The organism is Streptomyces sp. NK08204 (genome assembly GCF_020400585.1).
GTDB lineage: Bacteria > Actinomycetota > Actinomycetes > Streptomycetales > Streptomycetaceae > Streptomyces.
In genome coordinates this window covers 106212-127526 of record NZ_JAINVF010000001.1, presented here as the reverse complement: position 1 = coordinate 127526, position 21315 = coordinate 106212, and the positions used below count along the sequence as shown (strand labels likewise).

Annotated in this window: 17 protein-coding genes; 9 read left to right on the top strand and 8 right to left on the bottom strand. The window is 72.0% G+C overall.

Annotated elements, in window-relative coordinates; genetic code table 11:
- Positions 1-233 precede the first annotated feature (233 nt).
- A complete protein-coding gene (locus tag K7G59_RS00555; protein WP_225829766.1) occupies positions 234-956 on the bottom strand; it encodes a 2OG-Fe(II) oxygenase in 723 nt (240 codons plus the stop codon).
- A gap of 14 nt (positions 957-970) precedes the next feature.
- The gene (locus K7G59_RS00550) at positions 971-1492 is read right to left on the bottom strand and encodes a methylated-DNA--[protein]-cysteine S-methyltransferase (protein ID WP_225829765.1); all 522 of its coding nucleotides are present in this window, start codon (positions 1490-1492) and stop codon (positions 971-973) included.
- A gap of 149 nt (positions 1493-1641) precedes the next feature.
- Between K7G59_RS00550 and K7G59_RS00545 the strand changes: the two genes are divergently transcribed.
- The 3 genes from K7G59_RS00545 to K7G59_RS00535 all read left to right on the top strand — a co-directional run bounded on the left by K7G59_RS00545 (position 1642) and on the right by K7G59_RS00535 (position 4447).
- Positions 1642-1881 carry a hypothetical protein gene (locus K7G59_RS00545; RefSeq protein ID WP_225829764.1) on the top strand — a complete coding sequence of 80 codons (240 nt, stop codon included), beginning with the start codon at positions 1642-1644 and terminating at the stop codon, positions 1879-1881.
- Positions 1882-1884: 3 nt separating this feature from the next.
- On the top strand, positions 1885-2262 hold the full coding sequence (locus tag K7G59_RS00540) for a toxin Doc (protein WP_225829763.1): 378 nt from the start codon (positions 1885-1887) through the stop codon (positions 2260-2262).
- A 421-nt stretch (positions 2263-2683) separates the two neighbouring features.
- Positions 2684-4447, top strand: coding sequence for an RICIN domain-containing protein (locus K7G59_RS00535; protein WP_225829762.1), 1764 nt, complete (start codon positions 2684-2686; stop codon positions 4445-4447).
- Between the two features lie 98 nt (positions 4448-4545).
- On the opposite strand, the gene K7G59_RS00530 is transcribed toward K7G59_RS00535, so the two are convergent.
- Positions 4546-5715 (bottom strand): alpha-hydroxy-acid oxidizing protein, encoded by a 1170-nt coding sequence (locus tag K7G59_RS00530; RefSeq protein WP_225829761.1) that lies wholly within the window; start codon positions 5713-5715, stop codon positions 4546-4548.
- Between the two features lie 462 nt (positions 5716-6177).
- Between K7G59_RS00530 and K7G59_RS00525 the strand changes: the two genes are divergently transcribed.
- Positions 6178-6612, top strand: a complete 435-nt coding sequence (locus K7G59_RS00525) for a subtilase-type protease inhibitor (RefSeq protein ID WP_225829760.1) — start codon at positions 6178-6180, stop codon at positions 6610-6612.
- A gap of 477 nt (positions 6613-7089) precedes the next feature.
- On the opposite strand, the gene K7G59_RS00520 is transcribed toward K7G59_RS00525, so the two are convergent.
- The gene (locus tag K7G59_RS00520; RefSeq protein WP_225830229.1) at positions 7090-8592 is read right to left on the bottom strand and encodes an MFS transporter; all 1503 of its coding nucleotides are present in this window, start codon (positions 8590-8592) and stop codon (positions 7090-7092) included.
- Positions 8593-8810: 218 nt separating this feature from the next.
- Between K7G59_RS00520 and K7G59_RS00515 the strand changes: the two genes are divergently transcribed.
- Positions 8811-11681: a substrate-binding domain-containing protein gene (locus K7G59_RS00515; RefSeq protein ID WP_225829759.1), complete on the top strand. Its 2871-nt coding sequence runs from the start codon at positions 8811-8813 to the stop codon at positions 11679-11681.
- A gap of 385 nt (positions 11682-12066) precedes the next feature.
- Entirely contained in the window at positions 12067-12291 is a 225-nt protein-coding gene (locus K7G59_RS00510) for a hypothetical protein (RefSeq protein ID WP_225829758.1), read from the top strand.
- Between the two features lie 298 nt (positions 12292-12589).
- Here K7G59_RS00510 and K7G59_RS00505 read toward each other — a convergent pair whose 3' ends face one another.
- A complete protein-coding gene (locus K7G59_RS00505) occupies positions 12590-13465 on the bottom strand; it encodes a Crp/Fnr family transcriptional regulator (protein ID WP_225829757.1) in 876 nt (291 codons plus the stop codon).
- Entirely contained in the window at positions 13465-13749 is a 285-nt protein-coding gene (locus tag K7G59_RS00500; RefSeq protein WP_225829756.1) for a hypothetical protein, read from the bottom strand. Before K7G59_RS00500 ends, K7G59_RS00505 begins: the two co-directional genes overlap by 1 nt.
- A gap of 1148 nt (positions 13750-14897) precedes the next feature.
- Here K7G59_RS00500 and K7G59_RS00495 point away from each other — a divergent pair.
- The 3 genes from K7G59_RS00495 to K7G59_RS00485 all read left to right on the top strand — a co-directional run bounded on the left by K7G59_RS00495 (position 14898) and on the right by K7G59_RS00485 (position 19220).
- Positions 14898-17354 (top strand): SpoIIE family protein phosphatase, encoded by a 2457-nt coding sequence (locus tag K7G59_RS00495; protein WP_225829755.1) that lies wholly within the window; start codon positions 14898-14900, stop codon positions 17352-17354.
- A gap of 100 nt (positions 17355-17454) precedes the next feature.
- On the top strand, positions 17455-17730 hold the full coding sequence (locus K7G59_RS00490) for a hypothetical protein (RefSeq protein WP_225829754.1): 276 nt from the start codon (positions 17455-17457) through the stop codon (positions 17728-17730).
- Positions 17727-19220, top strand: a complete 1494-nt coding sequence (locus tag K7G59_RS00485; RefSeq protein WP_225829753.1) for a ubiquinol-cytochrome c reductase cytochrome b subunit — start codon at positions 17727-17729, stop codon at positions 19218-19220. The genes K7G59_RS00490 and K7G59_RS00485 overlap by 4 nt, the downstream gene beginning before the upstream one ends.
- Here K7G59_RS00485 and K7G59_RS00480 read toward each other — a convergent pair.
- A complete protein-coding gene (locus tag K7G59_RS00480) occupies positions 19156-19539 on the bottom strand; it encodes a cytochrome c oxidase subunit 4 (RefSeq protein ID WP_225829752.1) in 384 nt (127 codons plus the stop codon). The genes K7G59_RS00485 and K7G59_RS00480 overlap by 65 nt on opposite strands.
- A complete protein-coding gene (ctaD, locus tag K7G59_RS00475) occupies positions 19536-21200 on the bottom strand; it encodes a cytochrome c oxidase subunit I (protein ID WP_225830228.1) in 1665 nt (554 codons plus the stop codon). The genes K7G59_RS00480 and ctaD overlap by 4 nt, the downstream gene beginning before the upstream one ends.
- Between the last annotated feature and the right edge of the window lie 115 nt (positions 21201-21315).

Below are 21315 nucleotides of genomic sequence, written 5' to 3'. Positions count from 1 at the left end.
GTGAACAGGCTGCACCACTCGTGTTCCAGCGTAGTGCGTCGGACGCCGACGCGAACGGCGATCCCGGTGACCCGGCCGGAGGGTGGAACACGGTCAAGGGGGAATTCCGGTCCCTCTTGCGCCGGGGCGGACGGAAGCGGCCCTTGCCGATCGCATCTGGCGGACCGTCAGATATGGTGCACCGACGATCGATTGTGAGTGCCGGCGCTTCCTGGCGAGGGCGAACGGCGCGGTCACATGGCGTCGTGGAAGACCAGCCCCAGGGTGCGCCGTCGCCCGGACCGTACGGTGCTCACCCCGTGCCGCAGCGCTGCGGCCGACCAGCCCCGGCGGGTGCGCACGGGACGGTCCCGCGTGGTGAACACCAGGCCGTGGCCCCGGCGCAGGACGCTCGCCGTGCCCCGGGACTGGGCGCGGGGGCGCTGCTCCACCAGCAGGAACTCGCCGCCGGTGTAGTCGGTGCCGTACGCGTCCAGGGCGATGACCACTTGGAGCGGGAAGACCAGCTCGCCGAACACGTCCCGGTGCAGGGCGTTCCAGTCGCCCGGCCCGTAGGAGAGCAGGATCTGCGCCGAGCGGTACTGCCCGGCGGCATGGCAGCGCTCCAGCCATTCCTCCAGCGTGTCCGGCCAGAGGGCCGGGCGGTCCAGGCGGGCCGCCCAGTCCCGGGCGACCGGCAGCAGGTGCGGGTAGAGCGCGGCGCGCAGGGCGGCGACCGGCGCGGGCAGATCGTGGGTGAAGTAGCGGTACTCGCCGCAGCCGAACCGGTGCCGGGCCAGATCCACCGTCGTGCGGAACAGCTCGGGCCTGTCGTAGAGGGCGGCCACACGGGCGCATTCGGCGGGCGTCAGCAGCGGACCCGTCGGCGCGCTGCCGTACTCGTCCAGCTCGGCGGCGAGCGCCCCCCAGTCGGTACGGGCGGCGCGGCGCCGGGCCTCGTCGGTGGTGAGGGTCATGGTGCCTCGCCGGGTCACACCAGTGTGGGCTGCAGCGCGCCCTCGTGCGTCAGCAGCCAGACCTTGCGCTCCACGTCACCGGCGTACCCGCGCATCGAACCGTCCGCGCCGATCACCCGGTGACAGGGCCGCACCAGCAGCAGCGGGTTCGCGCCGAGGGCCCGGCCCACCGCGCGGATCTCGGTCCGGGGCACGCCCAGCACGGCCGCCAGCTCGCCGTAGCTGGTCGTGGTGCCGTACGGGATGTCGTCCAGTGCCCGCCACACCCGCTGCTGGAACGGGCTGCCCGCGGCGGCGAGCGGCAGGTCGAAACGGGTCGGGCGGCCGGCGAAGTAGGCGTCCAGCCATCGGGCCACCGCGGCGAACACGTCGTCGTCGCGGTCCTGTGGGCGGACGGCCGGCACGCCGCGCTGCCCCGGCAGGGACAGCGAGGTCAGGGTGAGGCCCGCGAACGACCGCTCGCCGGTCAGCAGCAGGTCGCCGAGCGGGCTGGTGTACCGCGTGTGCACAGTGCGCTGGTCCGTGAACTCTTCCATGAGGGCGAGTCTGCTGTGCCGGGCCGCCCGGCACCGGCGGGAATCGGACATGATGTCCGGCCTCGCGGGCTCGGCTCGAAGGTACCGGAGAAGATGCCGCCTGACCTGGTGATATTTACGGGTAAGTACCCGCGCGGTACCGTGAGGGCATGCCAGCTCTCAATGTGGAGTTCAGCGAACGCGAGCTAGAGGACCTGAGGCAGATCGCCAAGGAGCGCGGTACGTCGATGAAGGCCCTGGTGCGTGAGGCCGCAGCCGCCGACATCGCCCGGCACCGGGCGCTGCAGGAGGGTGCGGAGGCGTTCCGCAGCTTCTTCACCGCGCACGCGGAGGAGTTCGCCGCCGCCTTCCCGGACGACGAGCCCCCCGCCAAGGGCGAGGCTGCCTGAGTGATGCCTTCCCTCATCCATATCGACGTCCCCTGGCTGCTCCAGCGTCACGAGGAGGTCCTGCCCGACCAGCCCACGGTCGACGACTTCTCCGCGCTGGTGGCAGCCGTCGCCCGGCACCGGGTCGACCCGCCCCGGCTCGGCGTCGACTCCGATCCCGCGTGGCGGGCCGCCGCCCTGCTGCACACCCTCGCCGTGCTCAAGCCGCTGCCCGCGGCCAACGCCCGCTTCGCCTGCGCCACCGCCGTGGCCTACATGTTCGTCAGCGGGGTCGGCATCGACCCGCCCTACGGCGCCCTGGTCGACCTCGCCCGCGACCTGATGTCCGGCAAGGCCGACGTCTACGGTGCGGCCGACCGGCTCCGCTCCTGGCAGATCTGACACCACCCGGGCCGGCGGGGGAAGCCGCCGTGGGCGGCCGGCCCGGCCCGGGGCGGTGCCGGTCGGCGATCGGTCCCCCACGGGGACGGCCGGCCGGGGAGCGTGCGCGGCCCGGCGATGCGTGTGCGGCCTTCGCACGGGCCGCGGGAGAAATGGAAAGCCCGGCGTTTCGGAAGCAGCAAGCCCTCTCTGCATTCCGACTTCTCTTCGAACCGGCCGATGTCCGTACGGGTCTCTTGTTGCCTGTGTGGAAGGTGTGCAAAGGTTGCCACGCCCGTGCGGAGGGTAAAGGCCAGGGCCCTTCCGGCAGTTGGCCGATCCGGCCGGCCGTGCGCCGGTGAATTTCCGCTCCCCGAATGCACTCCAGAGGTATGTGCCATCGCACTGACGCAACGTCACACGCGCCAAAGGAATCCGCTCAGTGTTCACCCCCCACCCCCCTCGTCCCCCCTATCCGCCGCCCGGATCGCAAGGCGGGGAATCCGATGAATCCCTCGCCGGCCCCCTGCGTGCCGGCTCCGACGCAGAGGCCTCCCGGTCCACCGCCCTGCTGATGGCCCGGCACTGGCGGCCCGCACAGGACTACGCGGTCATCTGCCTGGCCACGTCCGGCCCCCTGGCCCACATGGTCACCGCCGCCGCCTTCCACCAGGTCCTCGGCCGCCTCGCGCTCGGCGAAGGCGCCGAGGCGCTGCGGCCACGCCTGCTGGTGACCGTCCGGGACACGGTCGTGAACTGGTCCGGAACGGAACGCATAGCCGCCGAACTGCCGGGACTCCGGAAACCCGCAGGCGGACGCGGTATGCGTGCGGCGCAGTCCCTGATATCGGAAAACCGCGCCCTGTCCGCACACTCATTCCATGCCCTTCCCCGGCTGGAGCAGGCACTTCTGTGGCACACCGAGGTGGATGCCGAGCCGGTAGCCGTCCCCGCCGGGCTGCTCGGCATGGACACGGACACCGCGGCGGCCACTCTGGAACAGGCCCGGGGCGCATTCCGGGAAGGACTTGTCCGCGCACACCGGGAACTCGCGCCCAGCAAGGACTGCCGCTACTACAACCGCCTTCTCGACGTTCCGATCCGGCGCGGCGGCGGCCTGCTGCCCGATGTCCGCCGGCACCTCGCCGGCTGCCCGTACTGCCGGCACGCCGCCGAGCAGCTGGGCCAGGCCGAGGCCGGTTCCGGCGTGCTCCTCGCCGAAGCCGTCCTCGGCTGGGGAGCACGCCGCTACCTCGACTCGCGCCCCGGCCGCCGCGGCCCGGGACCCGGCCCCGCCCTCGGCGGCACCCGTCGCTCCGGCGGGCGCCGCGGCGGCGGACGTCCCGGACTGTTCGCCCGTGCGGCCCAGTCCGGGACAGGTCTGTCCGGGACAGATCCGTCCGGGACAGCCCTGTCCCGAACGGCTCTGTCCCGTACCGTCGCGCGCCGGGCCCGTCGGCACGGCGACCCGGGTCCTGGGCCGCTCGCGCGGGTCCCCGCGCTCGTGCGGGGCGTACCCGGTGCCGCCCGGTCCTCGAGGGCGCTGCTCACCGCGGTCGGCCTCGCCTCGGTCGCGCTGCTCGTGACGGCCGTGGCGATCCGCGTGTGGCCGGACGGCGGCCACAGGACCGGCCCGATTGCCTCCACGAGCGCCGTCCCCGGCGGCGCCACCCCGTCTCCGCCCGCCTCCGCGACCACGCCCGGCACCGCCCGACTGCCCGCCGCCGGGCGCCCGACCCGGCTGCGCAACGCCGACTCCGGACTGTGCCTGGACGTCAGGGGCAGGCCCGCGGCCGGCGCGGACGCGGTCCTCGCCGCCTGCTCCTCGGCCGCGACACAGCGGTGGACGTACGATGCCGACGGCCTGCTGCGCAGTGCGGCCCGCCCCCGGCTGTGCCTGGACTCGCACGCCGACGCCGGGGTGGTGATTCTCGGCGGTTGCGCGCAGGCAGGCAGCGAGCGGGCCGACGACGTGCGCTACGACCTCACCGTGTACGGCGAGTTGCTGCCCCACTGGGACAAGACGCTCGCTCTCGCCCCGGCCGGCCAGGACCCCGGCGCCGACCTGGTCGTCAAGGTCCGCGACCGCTCGGTGGCGCAACGCTGGCTGACCGACGCGCCGTCGGCGACCCCCGGACCGCTGTCGATCGCGGGCAGCGGCGGCCCCTCCGCCGAGTCCTCGCAACTGCCCGGGCGGGGCGCGTAGTCAGGCCTCGGGACCACCGCGTCGGCCGGACCCTCGGCGTGCGGCCCGGCGGAACAGCGTGCGCCCGGCCAGGCGGCGTGGCTCGGCGTGACACGGGGTCAGGCGGGCAGGACGAGGAGGTCGTCCGCGGTGATGCCGGCCGGGGTGGCGTGTCCGGACAGGGCGAGGGTCAGGTCGAACTCGGCCAGCACGCACCGGATGACGTGCTCGACGCCCGCCTGTCCGTCCAGGCCGAGCCCGTACACGTACGGCCGTCCCAGCAGCACCGCCCGCGCGCCGAGGGCGAGCGCCTTGAACATGTCGTCGCCGGTGCGCACGCCGCTGTCGAACAGCACGGTGAGCCGGTCGCCCACCGCCTCCGCGACCCGGGGCAGCGCGTCGGCCGCCGCGACGGCACCGGCCACCTGCCGTCCGCCGTGGTTGGAGACCACCACCCCGTCGACCCCGGCGTCCGCGGCGAGCCGGGCGTCGTCCGGGTGCAGGACGCCCTTGAGGACGATCGGGCCGTCCCAGTGCTCGCGCAGGACGGCCAGGTCCGGCCAGGTGTGGCCGGCGTCCCCGAACAGGCCGAGGAAGTGCCGTACCGCCGCGGTCGGATCCTCGTGCACGGGTTTGGCCAGGCCCGCTCGGAAGGCCGGATCGGTGAAGTAGTTCGCGGTGCCCACTCCGTGCAGGAACGGCAGATAGGCCTGGTCCAGGTCGCGGGGCCGCCAGGCCAGCATCGGGGTGTCCAGGGTGACGACCAGCACCGTGTAGCCGGCGTCCTTCGCCCGGGCGAGGAAACTCCGGGTCACCTCGGGGTCCTTGCCCCAGTACAGCTGGAACCACCGTTCGGCGTCCCCCATCGCCTCCGCCACCTGCTCCATGGGTGTGCTGGAGGCCGACGACAGGACGTACGGCACGCCGTGGGCGGCGGCGGCCCGGGCGACGGCGGACTCGGCGTCCGGATGCATGATCGACACCGTGCCCACCGGAGCCAGCGCCAGCGGCGCCGGCAGCGGGCGGCCCAGCACCTCGACCGACAGGTCCCGCTCGTGCACGTCCCGGAGCATGCGCGGCACGATGCGGTGCCGGGCCAGCGCCGCCCGGTTGGCGCGGGCCGTACTGCCGTCGCCCGCGCTGCCCGCCACGTACCCCGCCGGGCCGGGGCCCAGCCGGAGTTCGGCCAGCTCCTCAAGCCGGGTCAGGTCGGTGGGCAGCCGGGGCACGGCGCCCGTCATCCCGTTCAGATAGATCTCGTACTGGAAGTCCGCCCAGTGCTTCGCCATCCGTCCCTCCGGCCGTTCGTCGCCGCGGCGCGCTGCCGCCCGACGATACTGGCCGGTAGGTACAGGGGTGTCCACCCGTCCGGTCCGTCCTCTCTGCCGGTCTGTGGCCGTCCGCCGTTCCCCGGCCACGGTGCGTCGCTGCGCATCGGATGCGCGACGGCAGCCTGAACACAGGGGGTCATCAAGGGGCCCGCCGGGGGTGGGGCCTGAATGTTTCAAGACGATTAATAAAGAGGTGTTTTTCAGCCAATCGCCTGCATCCTTCGATCAAGAGCCGCTCAGATACGGGGACTTGGCGATCGGATTCCGTAACTTCACGCCACTGCTTCAATACAGAAGGTTACCGAAACCCGTGTGTTCGATGTGTGTTTCGGCGGCGGACTCGGCAGAGTGGCGCTCGCCGCTCCGGCGCAGACCGGGCTGGAGCCGGCGCCCCGTTGTTCGAGCGGAAGGATGCACACAATGCGGAACACCGCGCGCTGGGCAGCGAGCCTCGGCCTCACGGCCGCCGCCGTCTGCGGACCCCTGACCGGGGCCGCCGTTGCTGCACCGGGCGCCGCCCCGGCCTCGCTCTACGCCCCTTCGGCGCTGGTGCTCACCACCGGCCACGGCGTCAGCGCGGCCACGGCCACTCCTGAGCGCGCCGTCACCCTCAACTGCGCCCCCACAGCCTCCGGCACCCATCCGGCCGCTGCCCAGGCCTGCGCCGAACTGCGGAGCGTCGGCGGTGACTTCGGCGCCCTCAAGCAGGCCGGTGACGTGTGGTGCCCCCAGCTGTACGACCCGGTGGTCGTCACGGTCCAGGGTGTGTGGCAGGGCCAGCGCGTCGACTACGAGCGCGTCTTCGGCAACTCATGCATGCAGAGCGCGACGGGCGGCAGCGTCTTCGCGTTCTGACAGGGACCGGGATCGCACGGTCCCCCGCAGTGCCGGATCAGGCCTGCAACTGGGGAGTGCGGCCCCCTGGAGCGGGGGACCTGCGATCTCGCACCGGGATCGGCGGGCGGAGTGGGGCCGCCCGTCGTCTCCCGGGTACACAGCCGCTCCCCGGGCAGGCCCGTGGGGGGCCGTCCCGGGGAGCGGCGAAAAACAGTCTGTTTGCGCGTCGTGCGTCGGCGAGGCGTGTCGTACGTGAGCGACGGCGGCGGATGCACAGAGCGACGGCAGGGCCAAGGGGCAGCGGGTCAGGCGGACTTGCGGGCAGCCGACGAGGAATCCCTGCCCCGTACCCGGCCACCTGCCCGGCTCGCGGCCCCGCCGGCAGCGTGCTCCGGGGCCGTCGGGCCGGTGGGGCACCGGGCGGGCGGCGCGCTGGTGACACCAGGAGGGGCCGCCGCGGACGGCGGCCCCTCGGACCGGGTGGTACCGCGGCTGTCACATGTGGACGACCGGGGCGCCCGCGACCTGCTTCGGCACTCCACGGCGGTGGAGCAGGAAGGCGATCACCGTGCCCGCGGCGAAGAAGCCCGCCGACCACCAGAAGGCGGTGGTGTAGCTCTCGATCGTCGCCTGGACCCGCACCAGCTTGCTCGTGCCGTCGTGACTCGACAGGTAGTCGGTGGCGGCGCTCGCGGCGAGGGTGTTCAGCAGGGCCGTGCCGATCGAACCGCCCACCTGCTGCATGGCGTTGACGGTCGCGGAGGCGACCCCCGCGTCCTCGGCGGCGACCCCGCCGGTGGCCAGCTGCATCGCGGGCGGCATGACGAGGCCGAGGCCCACACCGATCACGATCAGCTGTGGCAGCACCGCGCCGGCGTAGTGCGAGCCGAGGTCGATGCCGGTCAGCCAGGCCATGCCGCCCATGGAGATGGCGAAGCCCAGCGGGATGATCGTCTTGGGGCCGATGCGCGGCAGCAGGACGGTGGTGCCCAGCTGCGCGGTCACCATCAGCGCGCCGATCATCGGCAGGAACGCCACACCCGTCTTCGTCGGGCTGAAGCCGAGGTTGAGCTGGAGGTAGTAGGTCAGGAAGAGGAAGACGCCGAACATGCCCGCGCCGCTGATCAGCACCGCGAGGAAGGAGGCCGCACGGTCCCGGTCGAGCAGGATGCGCAGCGGCAGCAGGGGATGCGCGGCCCGGGTCTGCCACCAGGCGAAGGCCGTCAGCAGCGCACCGCCCGCGATCAGGAAGCCCCAGGCCAGCGGCGAACCCCAGTCGTGGGTGTCGGCGTTGGAGAAGCCGTAGACGAGGGAGAACAGACCGGCGGCGACCAGGACCGTGCCCGGCACGTCCAGTTTGGCGTTCGCGGCGTCGCGGTGGTTGCCCAGCAGCACCCAGCCGCCCGCGAAGGCGACGACTGCGATGACCAGGTTGACGTACAGGGTCCAGCGCCAGTCGAACGTGTCGGTCAGTACACCGCCGAGCAGCATGCCCACCGCACCGCCGGCCCCGGCGATGGCGCCGTACACGCTGAACGCGCGCGCCCGGTCACGGGGGTTGGTGAACGTGGTGTTGAGCAGCGACAGTGCGGCGGGCGCGAGCAGCGCGCCGAACGCGCCCTGCAGGGCGCGCGCGGTGACCAGCATGGTGAAGCCGTTCGAGGCACCGCCCAGTGCGGAGGCCCCGGCGAAGCCGACGACGCCCACGAGGAAGGCGGGCTTGCGGCCGAACAGGTCGGCTATGCGCCCGCCGAGCAGCAGCAGCGAGGCGAAGGCCAGCGCGTAGGCGGTCACGACCCACTGCCGGTTGCCGTCGGAGAAGCCGAGGTCTGCCTGGGCGGAGGGCAGGGCGATGTTCACGATCGTGGCGTCGAGGACCACCATCAGCTGGGCGATGGCGATGACCCCCAGGATCCACCAGCGCTTGGCCGACGCCTCGGCAGAGGCCGTTGCCGCCGCGCCCGCGCGGGGGCCTTCGGCCAGGGTCTTCTGGGACATGTGGAACCGCTCCAGGTACTTGTTCGGGAACACGCGCGGAGCGCATGCGGCGAGAAGCGCGTAAACGAAACAGTTTCGTACACCTCAAGCCTAGGCGAGTTTCAGCGAAACGGCAACGTTTCGCTGGGTGAGGTCGTCCGACCATGCCCCTCCTCGAGACGGCGTCCGCTACGGTGGCGCCGTCGGCATGGGGGCTCTGAGTCGGGAATCGGTTACAGGTGGCAGACACTTCTTCTGGTCCCGTCGCGGTGATCCTCACCGCGCTGCACGTCGAGTACGAGGCGGTCCGCCTCCGGCTCACGGACCTGACCCGGACCAACGAGGGCGGCACGATCTTCGAACGGGGCCGGTTGCCCGGCACCCGCTGGAGCGTGGTCCTCGCCCAGACCGGGCCCGGCAACGACAACGCGGCCGTGGTCACCCGGCACGCCTACGACCTCTACCGGCCCAAGGTGCTGTTCTTCGTCGGCGTGGCGGGAGGGCTGAAGGACGACCTGCGGATCGGCGACGTCGTCATCGGCGACCGCATCTACGACCACCGCGAGAAGCAGGGCCCCGACGGCGGCCACTACCGGCCCCGTGACTGGGAGGCGCCCTGGTGGCTCGTCCAGCACGTGCAGCGGATGACCTACGGGCCGGAGGTCGCCGGCCGGGTGCGCGTCGCGCCGATCGCCTCGGGCAACGTGGTTCTCGACGAGGACACCTCGGAACTGGCCGGGCTCCTGCGCGGTAACTACGACGACGCCGCCGCGATCGAGATGGAGAGCGCCGGGGTGTGCCGGGCTGCCCATCTCGTCGGCGGGCTGGACACGCTGACGATCCGGGGGATCAGCGACAGGGCCGACGGTCACAAACGCCGGGCCGACGCGGGGGGTTCCCAGGAGTTCGCGGCCTGGCGCGCCGCCGCGGCGGCCGTGGCCGTCCTCACCTCCCTCGCCCCGGACGACGACACCGAGGGACGGGCGGGGGAGGAGACGGTCGCCTCCGCCGAGTTCGCCGCGCCCGGCACCGGCGGCGGCCCGGCCCGCGGGCATGACAGCCCGGCTGACACGTCGCCCGGGTCCCGGCCCCACCCCGCGCAGGAGCCACCGTCGGGCGGCGCCCGGCCCACGTCCCCGCGTCGCCCGGCCCCGCCCGCCCGGCGGCCCCGCCCGCATGCCTTCCTGCTGTCCGCCGCCCGCCGCCTGCGCTCCCGGAACACGAAAGCGGCCGGTCCCTCCCGGCGCGGCCGTGCGGTGCTCGTTGCGTGTGTCGCCGTGGGCCTGGCCAGCGCCCTGGTCGCGGCGCTGCTGACCTCGCGCTCCCACCCGGCCGGGGACGACAAGAACTCCCAACTGCACAGGTGTCCACTGTCCCAGGCACATGTCAAACTGCGTGTCGCCGCCTCCGTCGACCTCTCCGCGTCGCTGGCCGAGGCGGCCGGCGACTACGGTGCGCGGCGTGTCGGCGGCAGCTGTGTGGCCGTCGAGGTGTCCGGCCTGAACTCCGGCACGGGAATGCGCGCCCTTGCCCGCGGCTGGCGTGAGAGTGACGGCCACCAGCCCGACGTGTGGTCGCCCGCCGGCAGCGCATGGCTTGCCCTGGCCCGGGCCCGGGCAAGCGGCGACGCCAAGAAGCTGCTGCCCGAGACCGCCCAGCCCATCGTGACCAGCCCCCTGACGATCGCGATGCCCAAACCGATGGCCGAGGCCCTGGGCTGGCCAGAGTTCACCCTCGGCTGGAGCAAACTCGCCGAGTGGGCCGCCGACCCGGCCACCTTCTGGGCGAAGCTCGGCCGCAAGCAGTGGGGCGTGTTCAAGCTGGGCAAGACCAACCCCCTGTACTCCACCTCCGGCCTGAACGCCACGATCGGCGCCTACTACGCCAAGACCAACACCAGCGCCGAACTGACCACCCGGGACATCGACTCGGCGAAGAACCGGGACTTCGTCCGCGCCATCGAGAAGTCCGTGGTCCACTACGGCGACACCACCCTCACCTTCCTGGCCAACCTGCGCGCCGCCGACGACCGGGGCGGCGCCGACGAGGCGCTGAAGTACATCTCGGCCGTCACCGTCGAGGAGGACGCGGTCGTCGCCTACAACGAGGGCTATCCGTGCGGCGCCTTCAGCAAGGAGCGCGGCTGCAAGAAGCGCAGCCGGCCGCGCACCCCGCTGGTCTGCTTCTACCCGACCGACAGCAACCCCACCAGCGACCACCCGTATGTGCAGCTGGGCGGGATCGGCAAGGACAAGGAGGCGGTGTCGGAGGACTTCCTCGCCTACCTGCACAGCCCGAGCGTCTACCGGAAGTACTTTGCGCCGTACGGCTTCCGTACCCACGACGGGTCGGCCGGGTCCGCGCCGCTGATCGACCGGCGGGACGGCGCGCTGCCCGACCGGCGGATCGCGGGCTACACGGCACCGGACGGCAAGGTCCTGGCCAGGCTGCAGGAGGTCTGGCCGGGGCTGCGCCGCCGGGCCAACGTGTTGGTGCTGATCGACACCTCGAAGTCGATGGACGACCAGGTGCCCGGCATGGGCGCCACCAAAATGGAACTGCTGCGCGCCGCCGAACCGGCCCTGTTCAACGGCTTCGCCGACACCGACCGGGTGGGCCTGTGGAAGTTCTCGAACGCGGCCAGTCTCGACGGCAGACACCACTACGTCCCGCTGGTGGACATCGGCCCGATGGGGGAGAAGCTCGCCGACCACCACGGCGTCACCCGGCGCAGAGAACTTGCCGACGAGGTCGACGGGCTGGTACCCAACGGCGCCACCGGCCTCTACGGCACCGTCGAGGCGGCCGTGGACACCATGCGCAGGAAATACGACCCGGGCGCGATCAACGCGATCGTCCTGCTCACCGACGGACGCAACGAGGGCGTGCCGTCCCGCCCGTCCCTCCAGGACGTCCTGGCCAGGATCGGCACCCCGGACAAGCGGATCCGTGTCTTCACCGTGGCCTACGGCTCCGCGGCCGACCAGCAGGACGCGAACGGCAAGACCGTTCTGGAGGAGATCTCGGCCGCGACCGGGGCACGCGCCTACTCGGCCAAGCGGCCGGAGATCATCAGTGACGTGCTGACCAGCGTGATCTCGAACTTCTGACCCACAGGCCCGAGCATCGAGCGGGGCGGCGACGAACTCCGCCTCGCCCTGCGAAGGAGTTCCGTGACGATCATGTCGCGGCCGGGGCACCTCCGGGCGCCCTGCGCCCGGCCCGGACCGCCCGGCCGACCGGACCCGCAGGCTGTGCCGGCTGTCTGCGCACCAGCTCGCGCAGCCGGGCCGGTAGTGCTGGCGAGCAGGTCGGCTGGTGGGCCCTGCTGGACGACCCAGCCCTCGGCGACGGGCGCAACGCCGGCAACAGGGCGTCCCGCAGCGCACCCGGCCTTCGTCGGCATCGGCCGATGGGGCCGCATCACCGGCCACCCGCGAACTGCGACCAGAAGCGCGACTCGCCGCACCCTCCAGCCGGGGGCACGCTGGGAGTGTGACCAGCACGCCGGTCGTCGTACACCGGCCGTCCCGCACCGGCGGCCGGAGAGTCACCGTGCACAAGCACGGCCGGGACCGGATCCTCGGCATCGCCTACAGCGACCGCGATCTGGTGGTGTTCCTCGAGGGCGCCGGCCTCGACGATCCCGAGGGCGTGCTGGACGACCCAGGGTGGGTGGAATGGCGGGGCGGCGGCCCCCACGAGTGGAAGGCGGCCTGAGCTGCTTGTCATGGAGCCGAGTGACCACCGGCTCGAGAAGGGCAGACGCCTGGGGCGCACCAAGAAGCAGCGCAGTCCGGGTGATGAAGGTCATCGTCCCAAAACGCCATAAAAACAAGCAATGCCATAGAGAGGAAATGGCTCGAAAAACGCCTCGGTTAAATCTGGTTACGAGGCCGTTTATCTCGATGCCAAGCTAAATATCGATCGGGTCGATCAAAAACGAAAGAGGGGGTGGGCAGCAAAAAGCCCGCTCCCGGAAGAGGTTCTCCGGGAGCGGGTGAAAGGGGAACGCCTCCTACTGGACTTCGGCCGAGCCGGTGACCGTCTGTGAGAGGGTCCGGACCTTGCCGAACAGGGCGAGCTCCCGCTCGTCGGGGAACCGGTACCGGCGATATCCGGTGGAGACGAGGTCGCACTCGCGCAGCACCTTGAGGGCGTTCTCGATGGTCGCCCGGCTGACCGAGAGGGAGTCGGCGAGATCGGTCTGCGACGGCCCTTCGATCATGCGGCCGTATCTCGTGCAGGGCACGGCACACCGGTCGAGGAGGTGCACGAAGAGGCCGGCGAGCCGCTGCTCGGGCAGGAGGCTGCGGCGGTTGTAGACGCGCTCCGCCGTGACGAGCTGGTCTGCCAGTACCTTGCCGAGAGCGGCACCGATGACCCCGTTGTGGTCGACGATGGAGCGCATCCGGGCCAGCGGGATGGTGAGCGTGAGCGTGGAGTTGAGGCAGCGTGCGGTGGGCGCGTGCAGATCGGGATGGAAGATCTCCGCGATGCCGAGCACGGCGCCGCTGCCGTGAATGCGCACCGTGGTGTCCTCGCCGTACGACGACTCCTCGTATACGCAACCGGACAGCACTATGTGCACTGCCGAGCCCACGGAGCCTCTCAACTGGTCGTTGCGGCAGCTCTGCCGGGTCGACATCGCGCTGGTGAGCTCCCGGCGCGTGACGCGGGAGAGATCTGCCAGGAAGGGGTTGAGGTCGATGAGCGCCCGTATCGCGCGGGACCCGGACAGACCGTGGCCCACCCGGCCCGTCTCCTCGTCGAAGGCGTACACCGAGTTGCCCAGGACTATGGGCTGCAGTCCGTCCCTGGGGCGACGGCCTCCCTCGAACAGCGTCGGGCCGCCCCTGAAGACGCCGGCCATGCGGTCTTTGGCGAGGCCCATCAGAGGACACCCCCCGAAGCGGCGGCCTGGGGCCACACGGTCGTCGGAGCGGCGGGGGCGGGCGCCTGCCCGGTCGGCGCGACGATCACGCTGGCCGAGGGGAGCGGCGCCGTCGGTACCGGGGAGAGCGGCTCGACGATGCGCGGCACCACCGCGAACAGAACGGCGACGGCGCCCAGGACGGCCGCGATGCGCGCGGGGGTGGACGAGAGGGTCTTGACGACGAGTACGACGGTTGCCCCGGTGATCGCGACGATCATGACCGCGGCCGTAAGAAAATCCATTCCTGCTGTCCTTTGAAGTTATGCCTGTCTTGACAGGTTGGTGCGGCGGGTCCAGCTATGTAAGTTCTGCATAAGGGGGGTCCCAGGCCGACTGGTGAGGTCGGCTAAAAGAGGGATCCCCATTGATCGAGCAGGATATAACACGGTCCCCGCGTCACGGAAACGTCACCCTCGGGGCAGGGATTCGGTGGCTCGATCCGCGGCGCGGTCGCGAGATTCGAATCCCGTAAAGAACGGGAATTACCGCCGGGTAACATTCGACACTCCCGAAGTTTAGGGAATGGATCTCGGGGGAGGGCCGTTACATTCAACGGAGCTGAAGTTGTGCCTTGGCGGGTCCAGCGTCAGCTTGTCGGGGTCCCTCCGGGGGTGGTGCCCCGGAGGGCCCCGATCAGAAATCGGCCTCCTACCTGCGAGGACACAACAGAAGATGAACATCCTCAACGAATGAGTGGCGGCACCCGAGGGGCCGCCACCAGTCGTTTCGAGGGCTGTCCGAGCGCGGCGTGCGCCGCGTCGGGGCCACGGACCGATGCGTAGGGTATCGGCCGGGACAGACACCCCTGGTGCGGCGAGGCCGACATGCGGTAAGGCGGGATGTCAGCCGACGTCGAGCAGGACAGCGGTCACGAACGCCTCCGCCTGAGTCCGCGACCACGTCCCGAACGGTCGAGGGCGGTGCGGCGAGCGGTCCCGGTCGGAAGGGACGCCCGGATGCGCCGCAGCCGGCGCACCGGTCGGTGCGGACGGTGGCCTCGCGTCCGGCATGCCGGCGGTCTTCCCGCTGTGCTTCGGCGGCCCGGGCCACCTGCCCGGGGCTGGCCGCGAGCTCGCGCGACCGCTCGCCCTTTCGGACGCTCTCCCCGGTGCGGGACCGGCGGGTGAGCTCCTTGCCGTGCACCGCGGCCCGCTCGGCCGGCTGCCGGGCCGCCTCACACGCTGACCGGGCCGCGCCGTCCCGCGCCGTCCCGCGCCGTCCCGCGCGCATCCCTGACGGATGAAGGCGAGGGATCCTCCGGTGGGCGGAAAGCGGCCGGTCGCCCTGCGTGAGGAGGTGCCCGGCTCGTTTCTGGGGGGACCGCGGAGCGCGGAGCCTGCGGCGCGGCGCGTGGCCACAGAGGCTGCACGGGCGGCCCATAAGCGCTGTAATGGCGAACGTGGGCAGTGAGGGCGCTGCGGTCAGCCGCACGAGGACGGAGCGTGCCGAAGCCGCCCTCGACGCGCTCACCGAGTCCCCGGGCGAGCCCGACCGGGTGCGCCGCGTCCTCGAACAGGCACTGGTCTTCGCCGGGGCCGCGTTCGCCGGGGTGTACACGCCCGGCGACGACCCGTCCGTCCTGTGCCTGACCGAGTTCGCCGGTCTGCCGCGCAGCCTGTACGGCCTGCGCGACGGCTATCCGGTCAAGGGCGGCTCGCCGGCCGCCGAGGCCTACCGCACCGGCCGGCCCTGCTGGCTCGGCCCCGAGGAACTGGCCGACTGCCCCGAGGCGCGCCGCATCCCCTACCCGGACTTCGCCCTGGCCGCGTTGCCGCTCGGCCCGCCGAGCGGTGGCTGTCTGCTCGCCGTCAGCGAGCACCCCGGCGGCTTCGGCACCGACGACCGCGCCTGCCTGGAGCTGATCGCCCGCGCCGTCGCCGGGTCCGCCCCCCCGGCGGGCCGGGGCGCCGACACCGGCGAACTGCCCGCCGACGCCTTCAGCCTGGCCGTGGACACCGGGCGGGTCGAGGTCGGCGACGCGATCCTGCGGCTGTTCGGCATCGGCCGGGACGCCTTCGACGGCCGGGTGGAGACCCTGCTCGGGCTCACCGTGCCCGAGGACGTGCCCGCCCTGATGTCCGTGGTCGAGGCCGATCACATGTCCATCGGCGACCGCGAGCTGGAGTTCCGCGTGCTGCGGCCCTCCGGCCCGCCGACCTGGCTGCGGCTGCGCGGCCGGATGCTGCCCGCCGGCGAGGGCCGCCCGGCCCGGCTCGTCGGCACCGTCCAGGACGCCTCCACCCTGCGCTCCGACACCGATGTGGCCCGCGTACAGCGCCTGGCAGCCGCCCTCGCCACCGCCGGCACGGTCAAGGACGTCGGGCAGGCCGTCGTCGCCGCCCTGCGCAAGCCCCTGGGGGCCGACCGGATGGCCCTCGCCGAGCTGGAGAACGACCGCCTTGTCGTCACCGTCCTGGACCCGCCCGAACCCGATGCATGGCCAGAGGTGTGGCGCACCGAGTGGCGCACCGAGTGGCCCGACGCGCCGGTGCGGGCCATGCCCACCCTCGCCGCCGCCCTGCGCGAGGGCCGCTCCCGGATCTGGCCCGCCGGCAGCCCGCTGGAGCCCGCCCTCGCCGATGTGGGCCCCGGGGGGCTGGCCGTGCTGCCGCTGCCCGCGGGCGGTCGCATGGCAGGCGCCTGCCTCATCGGCTGGGACCGCCCGCGCGAGTTCGGCCCCGACGAACGCGCCCTGCTCACCGCCTGTGCCGGCCTTGCCGGGCAGGCCCTGCTGCGCGCCCACGCCTTCGACGCCGAGCACGAACTCGTCGGCATGCTCCAGCGCACCCTGCTGCCGCGCCGCCTGCCCCGGCTGCCCGGCGTGGTCGCCATCGCCCGCTATCTGCCCACCACCGCGGGCCTGGAGGTCGGCGGCGACTGGTACGACGTGATCCCGCTCGCCGAGAACCACGTGGCGCTCGTCATCGGTGACGTCCAGGGGCACAACGCGGGCGCCGCGACGCTGATGGGCCAGATGCGCACGGCGCTGCGCGCCTATGCCGCCGAGGGCCACCCGCCGGACGTGGTCGTCGCGCACGCCAACCGGCTGCTGCTGGAGATGGAGACCGACCTCTTCGCCACCTGCTGCTATGTCGACGTCGACATGGAGCAGGGCACCGCCTGGTGTGTGCGCGCCGGTCATGTGCCGCCGGTGCTGCGTCACCCGGACGGCGCAGTGGAGATCGTCCATGCCGAGGGCGGCCCGCCGCTCGGCGTGCTCGGCCAGGCGGAGTACCCCATGACCCTGCTGCGACTCCAGCCCGGCACGGTGATCGCGCTGACCACCGACGGTCTGGTGGAGTCGCCCGAGACCGACATCGACGAGGGCCTGGACCGGCTCACCCACGAGCTGGCCGCCGCCGACCCCGCCCACCTCGACCTGGTCGCCGACGCCCTGCTCTCCGGCGCGCACCGCGGCGACGACGTGGCCCTGCTGCTGGTGCGCTACGACGGCATGACCGTACACCCGCTGCGCGAGAGCTGGACGGTGTGGCGGCTCCCGCAGGCGGTCGGACACGCCCGCCGCTTCACCCGGCGCACCCTGCGCGTCTGGGGCGTGCCCCCGGCCACCCTGGACATGGCTCTGCTCGTCGTCTCGGAGCTGGTCACCAACGCGCTCGTGCACACCGAGGGCCCGGTCCGTCTCGACCTCAGCCTGGTCAACCACCGGCTGCGGCTCGCCGTCGCGGACGCCTCCCCGCGCAGCCCGGTCAAGCCCACCAACATCGGCTGGGAGGCCACCGGCGGCCGGGGCATCCTCCTGGTGGAGGCGGTGTCGGCGGCCTGGGGCACGGTCCCGGTCAGCGGCGGCAAGCTGGTATGGGCGGACCTCGTGCCCGAGGACTGAGCGGCACTCGGGTACGGGAGCGGCCACTCGGGTACGGGTGGATGCCGTGCCCGGCAGGTCGGTGGGGCCCGGCCGCCCGCGGTGCCTAGGGTCGGACACCGTGGCGCACACCTTCGATGAACTGGTCGAGAAGCAGCGCGCGGCCGCCGCGGCCCACGCGCAGGTCCTTCATCTGCGGGAGGCGTACGGTCCCCCGGCCGAGCGCGGGATGACGGGCGCTCAGGCCGGCACCTACGAGACCGCCGTGCGCGCCTGGCGCGATCTGGCCCGCGACGTACAGACCGCGTTGAGCGAGTACGCCCGGCAGACCGGACGGCCGCGGGCCGAGGTCGAGGCCGAGGTGGAACGGGCGGCCGGCGCACCGGAGGAAAGGTGAGCCGCGACGCCCGCCGCGCCGAGCGCCTCGCCGCCGCGCTCGACGCCCGCCTGCCCGCCGGTGAGGCCGGTCCCCTGCTGCGCAAGGCCTTCCCCGACCACTGGTCCTTCCTGCTGGGCGAACTCGCGCTGTACAGCTTCCTCCTGCTCGTCCTGACCGGCATCTGGCTGACCCTGTTCTTCAACCCGGAGATGCACGAGGTCGTCTACGACGGCCCCTACGCACCGCTGCGCGGGGTGCGCATGTCGGCCGCCTTCGACTCCACCCTGCACATCAGCTTCGAGGTGCGCGGCGGACTCCTGGCGCGGCAGGCCCACCACTGGGCGGCGCTCGTCTTCGCCGCCGCGATCGGTACGCACCTGCTGCGCATCTTCTTCACCGGCGCCTTCCGCCGGCCCCGCGAACTGAACTGGATCATCGGGCTGACCCTGTTCGTACTCGCGCTCGCCGAGGGCTTCGCCGGCTACTCGCTCCCCGACGACCTGCTCTCCGGCACCGGGCTGCGCATCGCGCAGGGCATCATGCTGTCCCTGCCCGTGGTGGGCACGTACGTCGCCTTCTTCGCCTTCGGCGGCCAGTACCCCGGCCACGACATCATCACCCGGCTCTACCCGGTGCACATCCTGCTGCTGCCCGGCGTCCTGATCGCGCTCGTCAGCGTGCACCTCGTGCTGGTCTTCCACCTCAAGCACACCCAGTGGCGCGGCCCCGGCCACACCAACCGCAACGCCGTCGGCAAGCCGTTCTTCCCGCAGTTCACCGCCTCCTCCGGCGGCCTGACCATCATCGTCTTCGGCGTGCTGACGCTCCTTTCCGGCCTCGCCCAGGTCAACCCCGTCTGGAAATACGGCCCCTACCGCCCCGACCAGGACTCCACCGGCTCCCAGCCCGACTGGTACGTCGGCTTCCTGGAAGGCGCGCTGCGGCTCGTTCCGCCGTGGGAGACGAACCTCGCCGGGCACACGATCATGTGGAACGTGCTGCTGCCGGCCGTCGTCCTGCCCGGCCTGCTGTTCGCCGCCCTGTATGTCTACCCGTTCGTGGAACAGCGCCTGACGGGGGAGTGGCAGCGGGAGCAGCACCTGTGCGACCGGCCGCGTGAACGTCCCGTCCGCACCGGGCTCGGTGTGGCCGGCGTCGTCTTCTACGGCGTGCTGCTGCTGGCCGGCGGCAACGACGTCATCGCCCAGACCTTCCGCATCTCCGTCAACGCCCTGACCTGGGTGCTGCGGGCCGCCCTCGTCGTCCTGCCCCTCCTCGCCTTCCTGCTGACCCGGTGGCTGTGCCGGGCGCTGACCGAGGCCGAACGCGAGCGCCTGGAAAAGGGAGTGCCCACCGGCGAGATCCGCCAGAGTGTGACCGGCGGCTACGGCTCAGGCCACGAGCCCGTCGGCAGCTTCCGGCCCGGCGCGCCACGCAAGCCGCTCACCGGCGCCCGTACTGGAAGACCAGCCCGAACACCCCGCGGACCAGCACGCCGAGACCGATGAGGAACAGCCACAGCCCGAAGACCACCCCGGTCGCCGTCACCGCGAAACCGAGCGCGGTGACGATCGGCCACGGACTCTCGTCCGGGAAGAACGCCACCGGCCCGGCCCCGTCGGCCACTTCCGCGTCCGTGCGGTCCTGCGCCCGTGCGCCCCGGCGCCGGTACTGGATCAGGCAGAAGAAGGCGACCAGCGCCGCCATCCCGAAGGCGACGACCAGCACGACCGTGCCCGCGTCCTCCTGCGCCCACATCCCGTACAGGGCGGCGCATCCACCGAAGAACAGGGCCACCCCGCCGAACAGCATCGCCTCGGCCTTCACCGCCGGCCCTCCTTCTCGGCCTTGCGCACGACCTCCGGGTGGTGCAGGTCGAAGGCCGGGGACTCCGATCGCACCCGGGGCAGTGCCTCGAAGTTGTGGCGGGGCGGGGGGCAGGACGTGGCCCACTCCAGGCCGCGCCCCCAGCCCCACGGATCGTCCTCGGTGACCCGCACGCCCCTGGTGGCGGTGCGCCAGACGTTGTACAGGAACGGCAGCGTGGACACGCCCAGCAGGAACGCACCCGCCGACGACAGGGTGTTGAGCAGCGTGAAGCCGTCGGCGGGCAGGTAGTCCGCGTACCGGCGCGGCATCCCGGCCTCGCCGAGCCAGTGCTGCACCAGGAACGTCAGCTGGAACGCCGGGAACAGCAGCCAGAAGTGCAGCTTGCCGAGCCGTTCGTCCAGCATCTTCCCGGTGAACTTCGGCCACCAGAAGTAGAAACCGGCGAACATGGCGAACACCACCGTGCCGAACAGCACGTAGTGCAGGTGCGCCACGATGAAGTAGGTGTCGGTCAGATGGAAGTCCAGCGGGGGCGAGGCGATCAGCACCCCGCTCAGCCCGCCCAGCAGGAACGACACGAGGAAGCCCATCGACCACAGCATCGGCGTCTCGAACGACAGCGATCCGTAGCGCATCGTGCCGATCCACGCGAAGAACTTGATGCCCGTGGGCACCGCGATCAGGAACGACATCACGGAGAAGAACGGCAGCAGCACCGCGCCCGTCGCGAACATGTGGTGCGCCCACACGACCGCCGACAGCATGGTGATCGCGATGGTCGCCCCGATCATCGGCAGATAGCCGAACAGCGGCTTCCTGGAGAAGACGGGGATGATCTCGGAGATGATCCCGAAGAACGGCAGCGCCACGATGTACACCTCCGGGTGCCCGAAGAACCAGAACAGGTGCTGCCACAGCAGCGCGCCGCCGTTCGTCGCGTCGAAGACGTGGGAGCCGAACTTCCGGTCCGACTCCAGTGCCAGCAGCGCGGCGGTGAGCACCGGGAAGGCGGGCAGGATCAGGATCGAGGTGAACAGCACGTTCCAGGTGAAGATCGGCATCCGGAACATGGTCATGCCCGGAGCACGCAGGGACACGATCGTGGCGATGAAGTTCACCGCGGTCAGCGTCGTCGACACACCCGAGACCACCAGTCCCATCGCCCACAGGTCACCACCCGCGCCGGGCGAGAAGTAGGCGCTGTTCAGCGGCGCGTAGGCGAACCAGCCGAACGGCGCCGCCCCGCCGGGCACCAGAAAGCCGGAGACCACGATCAGGCCGCCGAAGAGGTACATCCAGTACGACAGCGCGTTCAGGCGCGGGAAGGCCAGATCGGGGGCGCCCAGCTGCAGCGGCATCACGGCGTTGGCGAACCCGGCGAACATCGGCGTCGCGAACAGCAGCATCATGATCGTGCCGTGGACCGTGAAGAACTGGTCGTAGCCGTGCGCGCTCAGGAGCTGCAGTCCCGGCCGGGCGAGTTCCGCGCGCATCCCGAGCGCCAGCAGTCCGGCGAGGAGGAAGAAACAGAACGCCGTGACCATGTAGAGCCGGCCGATCACCTTGTGGTCGGTCGTGAAGGCCCAGCGCAGCAGGGCCCGGCCGGGCCGCGGCGCGGGGGCCGTGTACCGGGCGGTGATCTCCCCGATCTCTGGCATTTCCGGTGTTTCGGTCATCTCGGGGGACGCTACCGTACCGACGCGCACGCAGGCGGCGCAGACACCTTGCGGACAGCCAGGGTCGACCTGGGCGTCGTACAGTGGTCGTCGGCGC

What these genes read in the sequence shown, in the direction of transcription:
- K7G59_RS00555 (WP_225829766.1), bottom strand. Translation starts at nt 956, where the DNA reads ATGACCCTCACCACCGACGAGGCCCGGCGCCGCGCCGCCCGTACCGAC.
- K7G59_RS00550 (WP_225829765.1), bottom strand. Translation starts at nt 1,492, where the DNA reads ATGGAAGAGTTCACGGACCAGCGCACTGTGCACACGCGGTACACCAGC.
- K7G59_RS00545 (WP_225829764.1), top strand. Translation starts at nt 1,642, where the DNA reads ATGCCAGCTCTCAATGTGGAGTTCAGCGAACGCGAGCTAGAGGACCTG.
- K7G59_RS00540 (WP_225829763.1), top strand. Translation starts at nt 1,885, where the DNA reads ATGCCTTCCCTCATCCATATCGACGTCCCCTGGCTGCTCCAGCGTCAC.
- K7G59_RS00530 (WP_225829761.1), bottom strand. Translation starts at nt 5,715, where the DNA reads ATGGCGAAGCACTGGGCGGACTTCCAGTACGAGATCTATCTGAACGGG.
- K7G59_RS00525 (WP_225829760.1), top strand. Translation starts at nt 6,178, where the DNA reads ATGCGGAACACCGCGCGCTGGGCAGCGAGCCTCGGCCTCACGGCCGCC.
- K7G59_RS00520 (WP_225830229.1), bottom strand. Translation starts at nt 8,592, where the DNA reads ATGTCCCAGAAGACCCTGGCCGAAGGCCCCCGCGCGGGCGCGGCGGCA.
- K7G59_RS00505 (WP_225829757.1), bottom strand. Translation starts at nt 13,465, where the DNA reads ATGGGCCTCGCCAAAGACCGCATGGCCGGCGTCTTCAGGGGCGGCCCG.
- K7G59_RS00500 (WP_225829756.1), bottom strand. Translation starts at nt 13,749, where the DNA reads ATGGATTTTCTTACGGCCGCGGTCATGATCGTCGCGATCACCGGGGCA.
- K7G59_RS00495 (WP_225829755.1), top strand. Translation starts at nt 14,898, where the DNA reads ATGGCGAACGTGGGCAGTGAGGGCGCTGCGGTCAGCCGCACGAGGACG.
- ctaD (WP_225830228.1), bottom strand. Translation starts at nt 21,200, where the DNA reads ATGCCAGAGATCGGGGAGATCACCGCCCGGTACACGGCCCCCGCGCCG.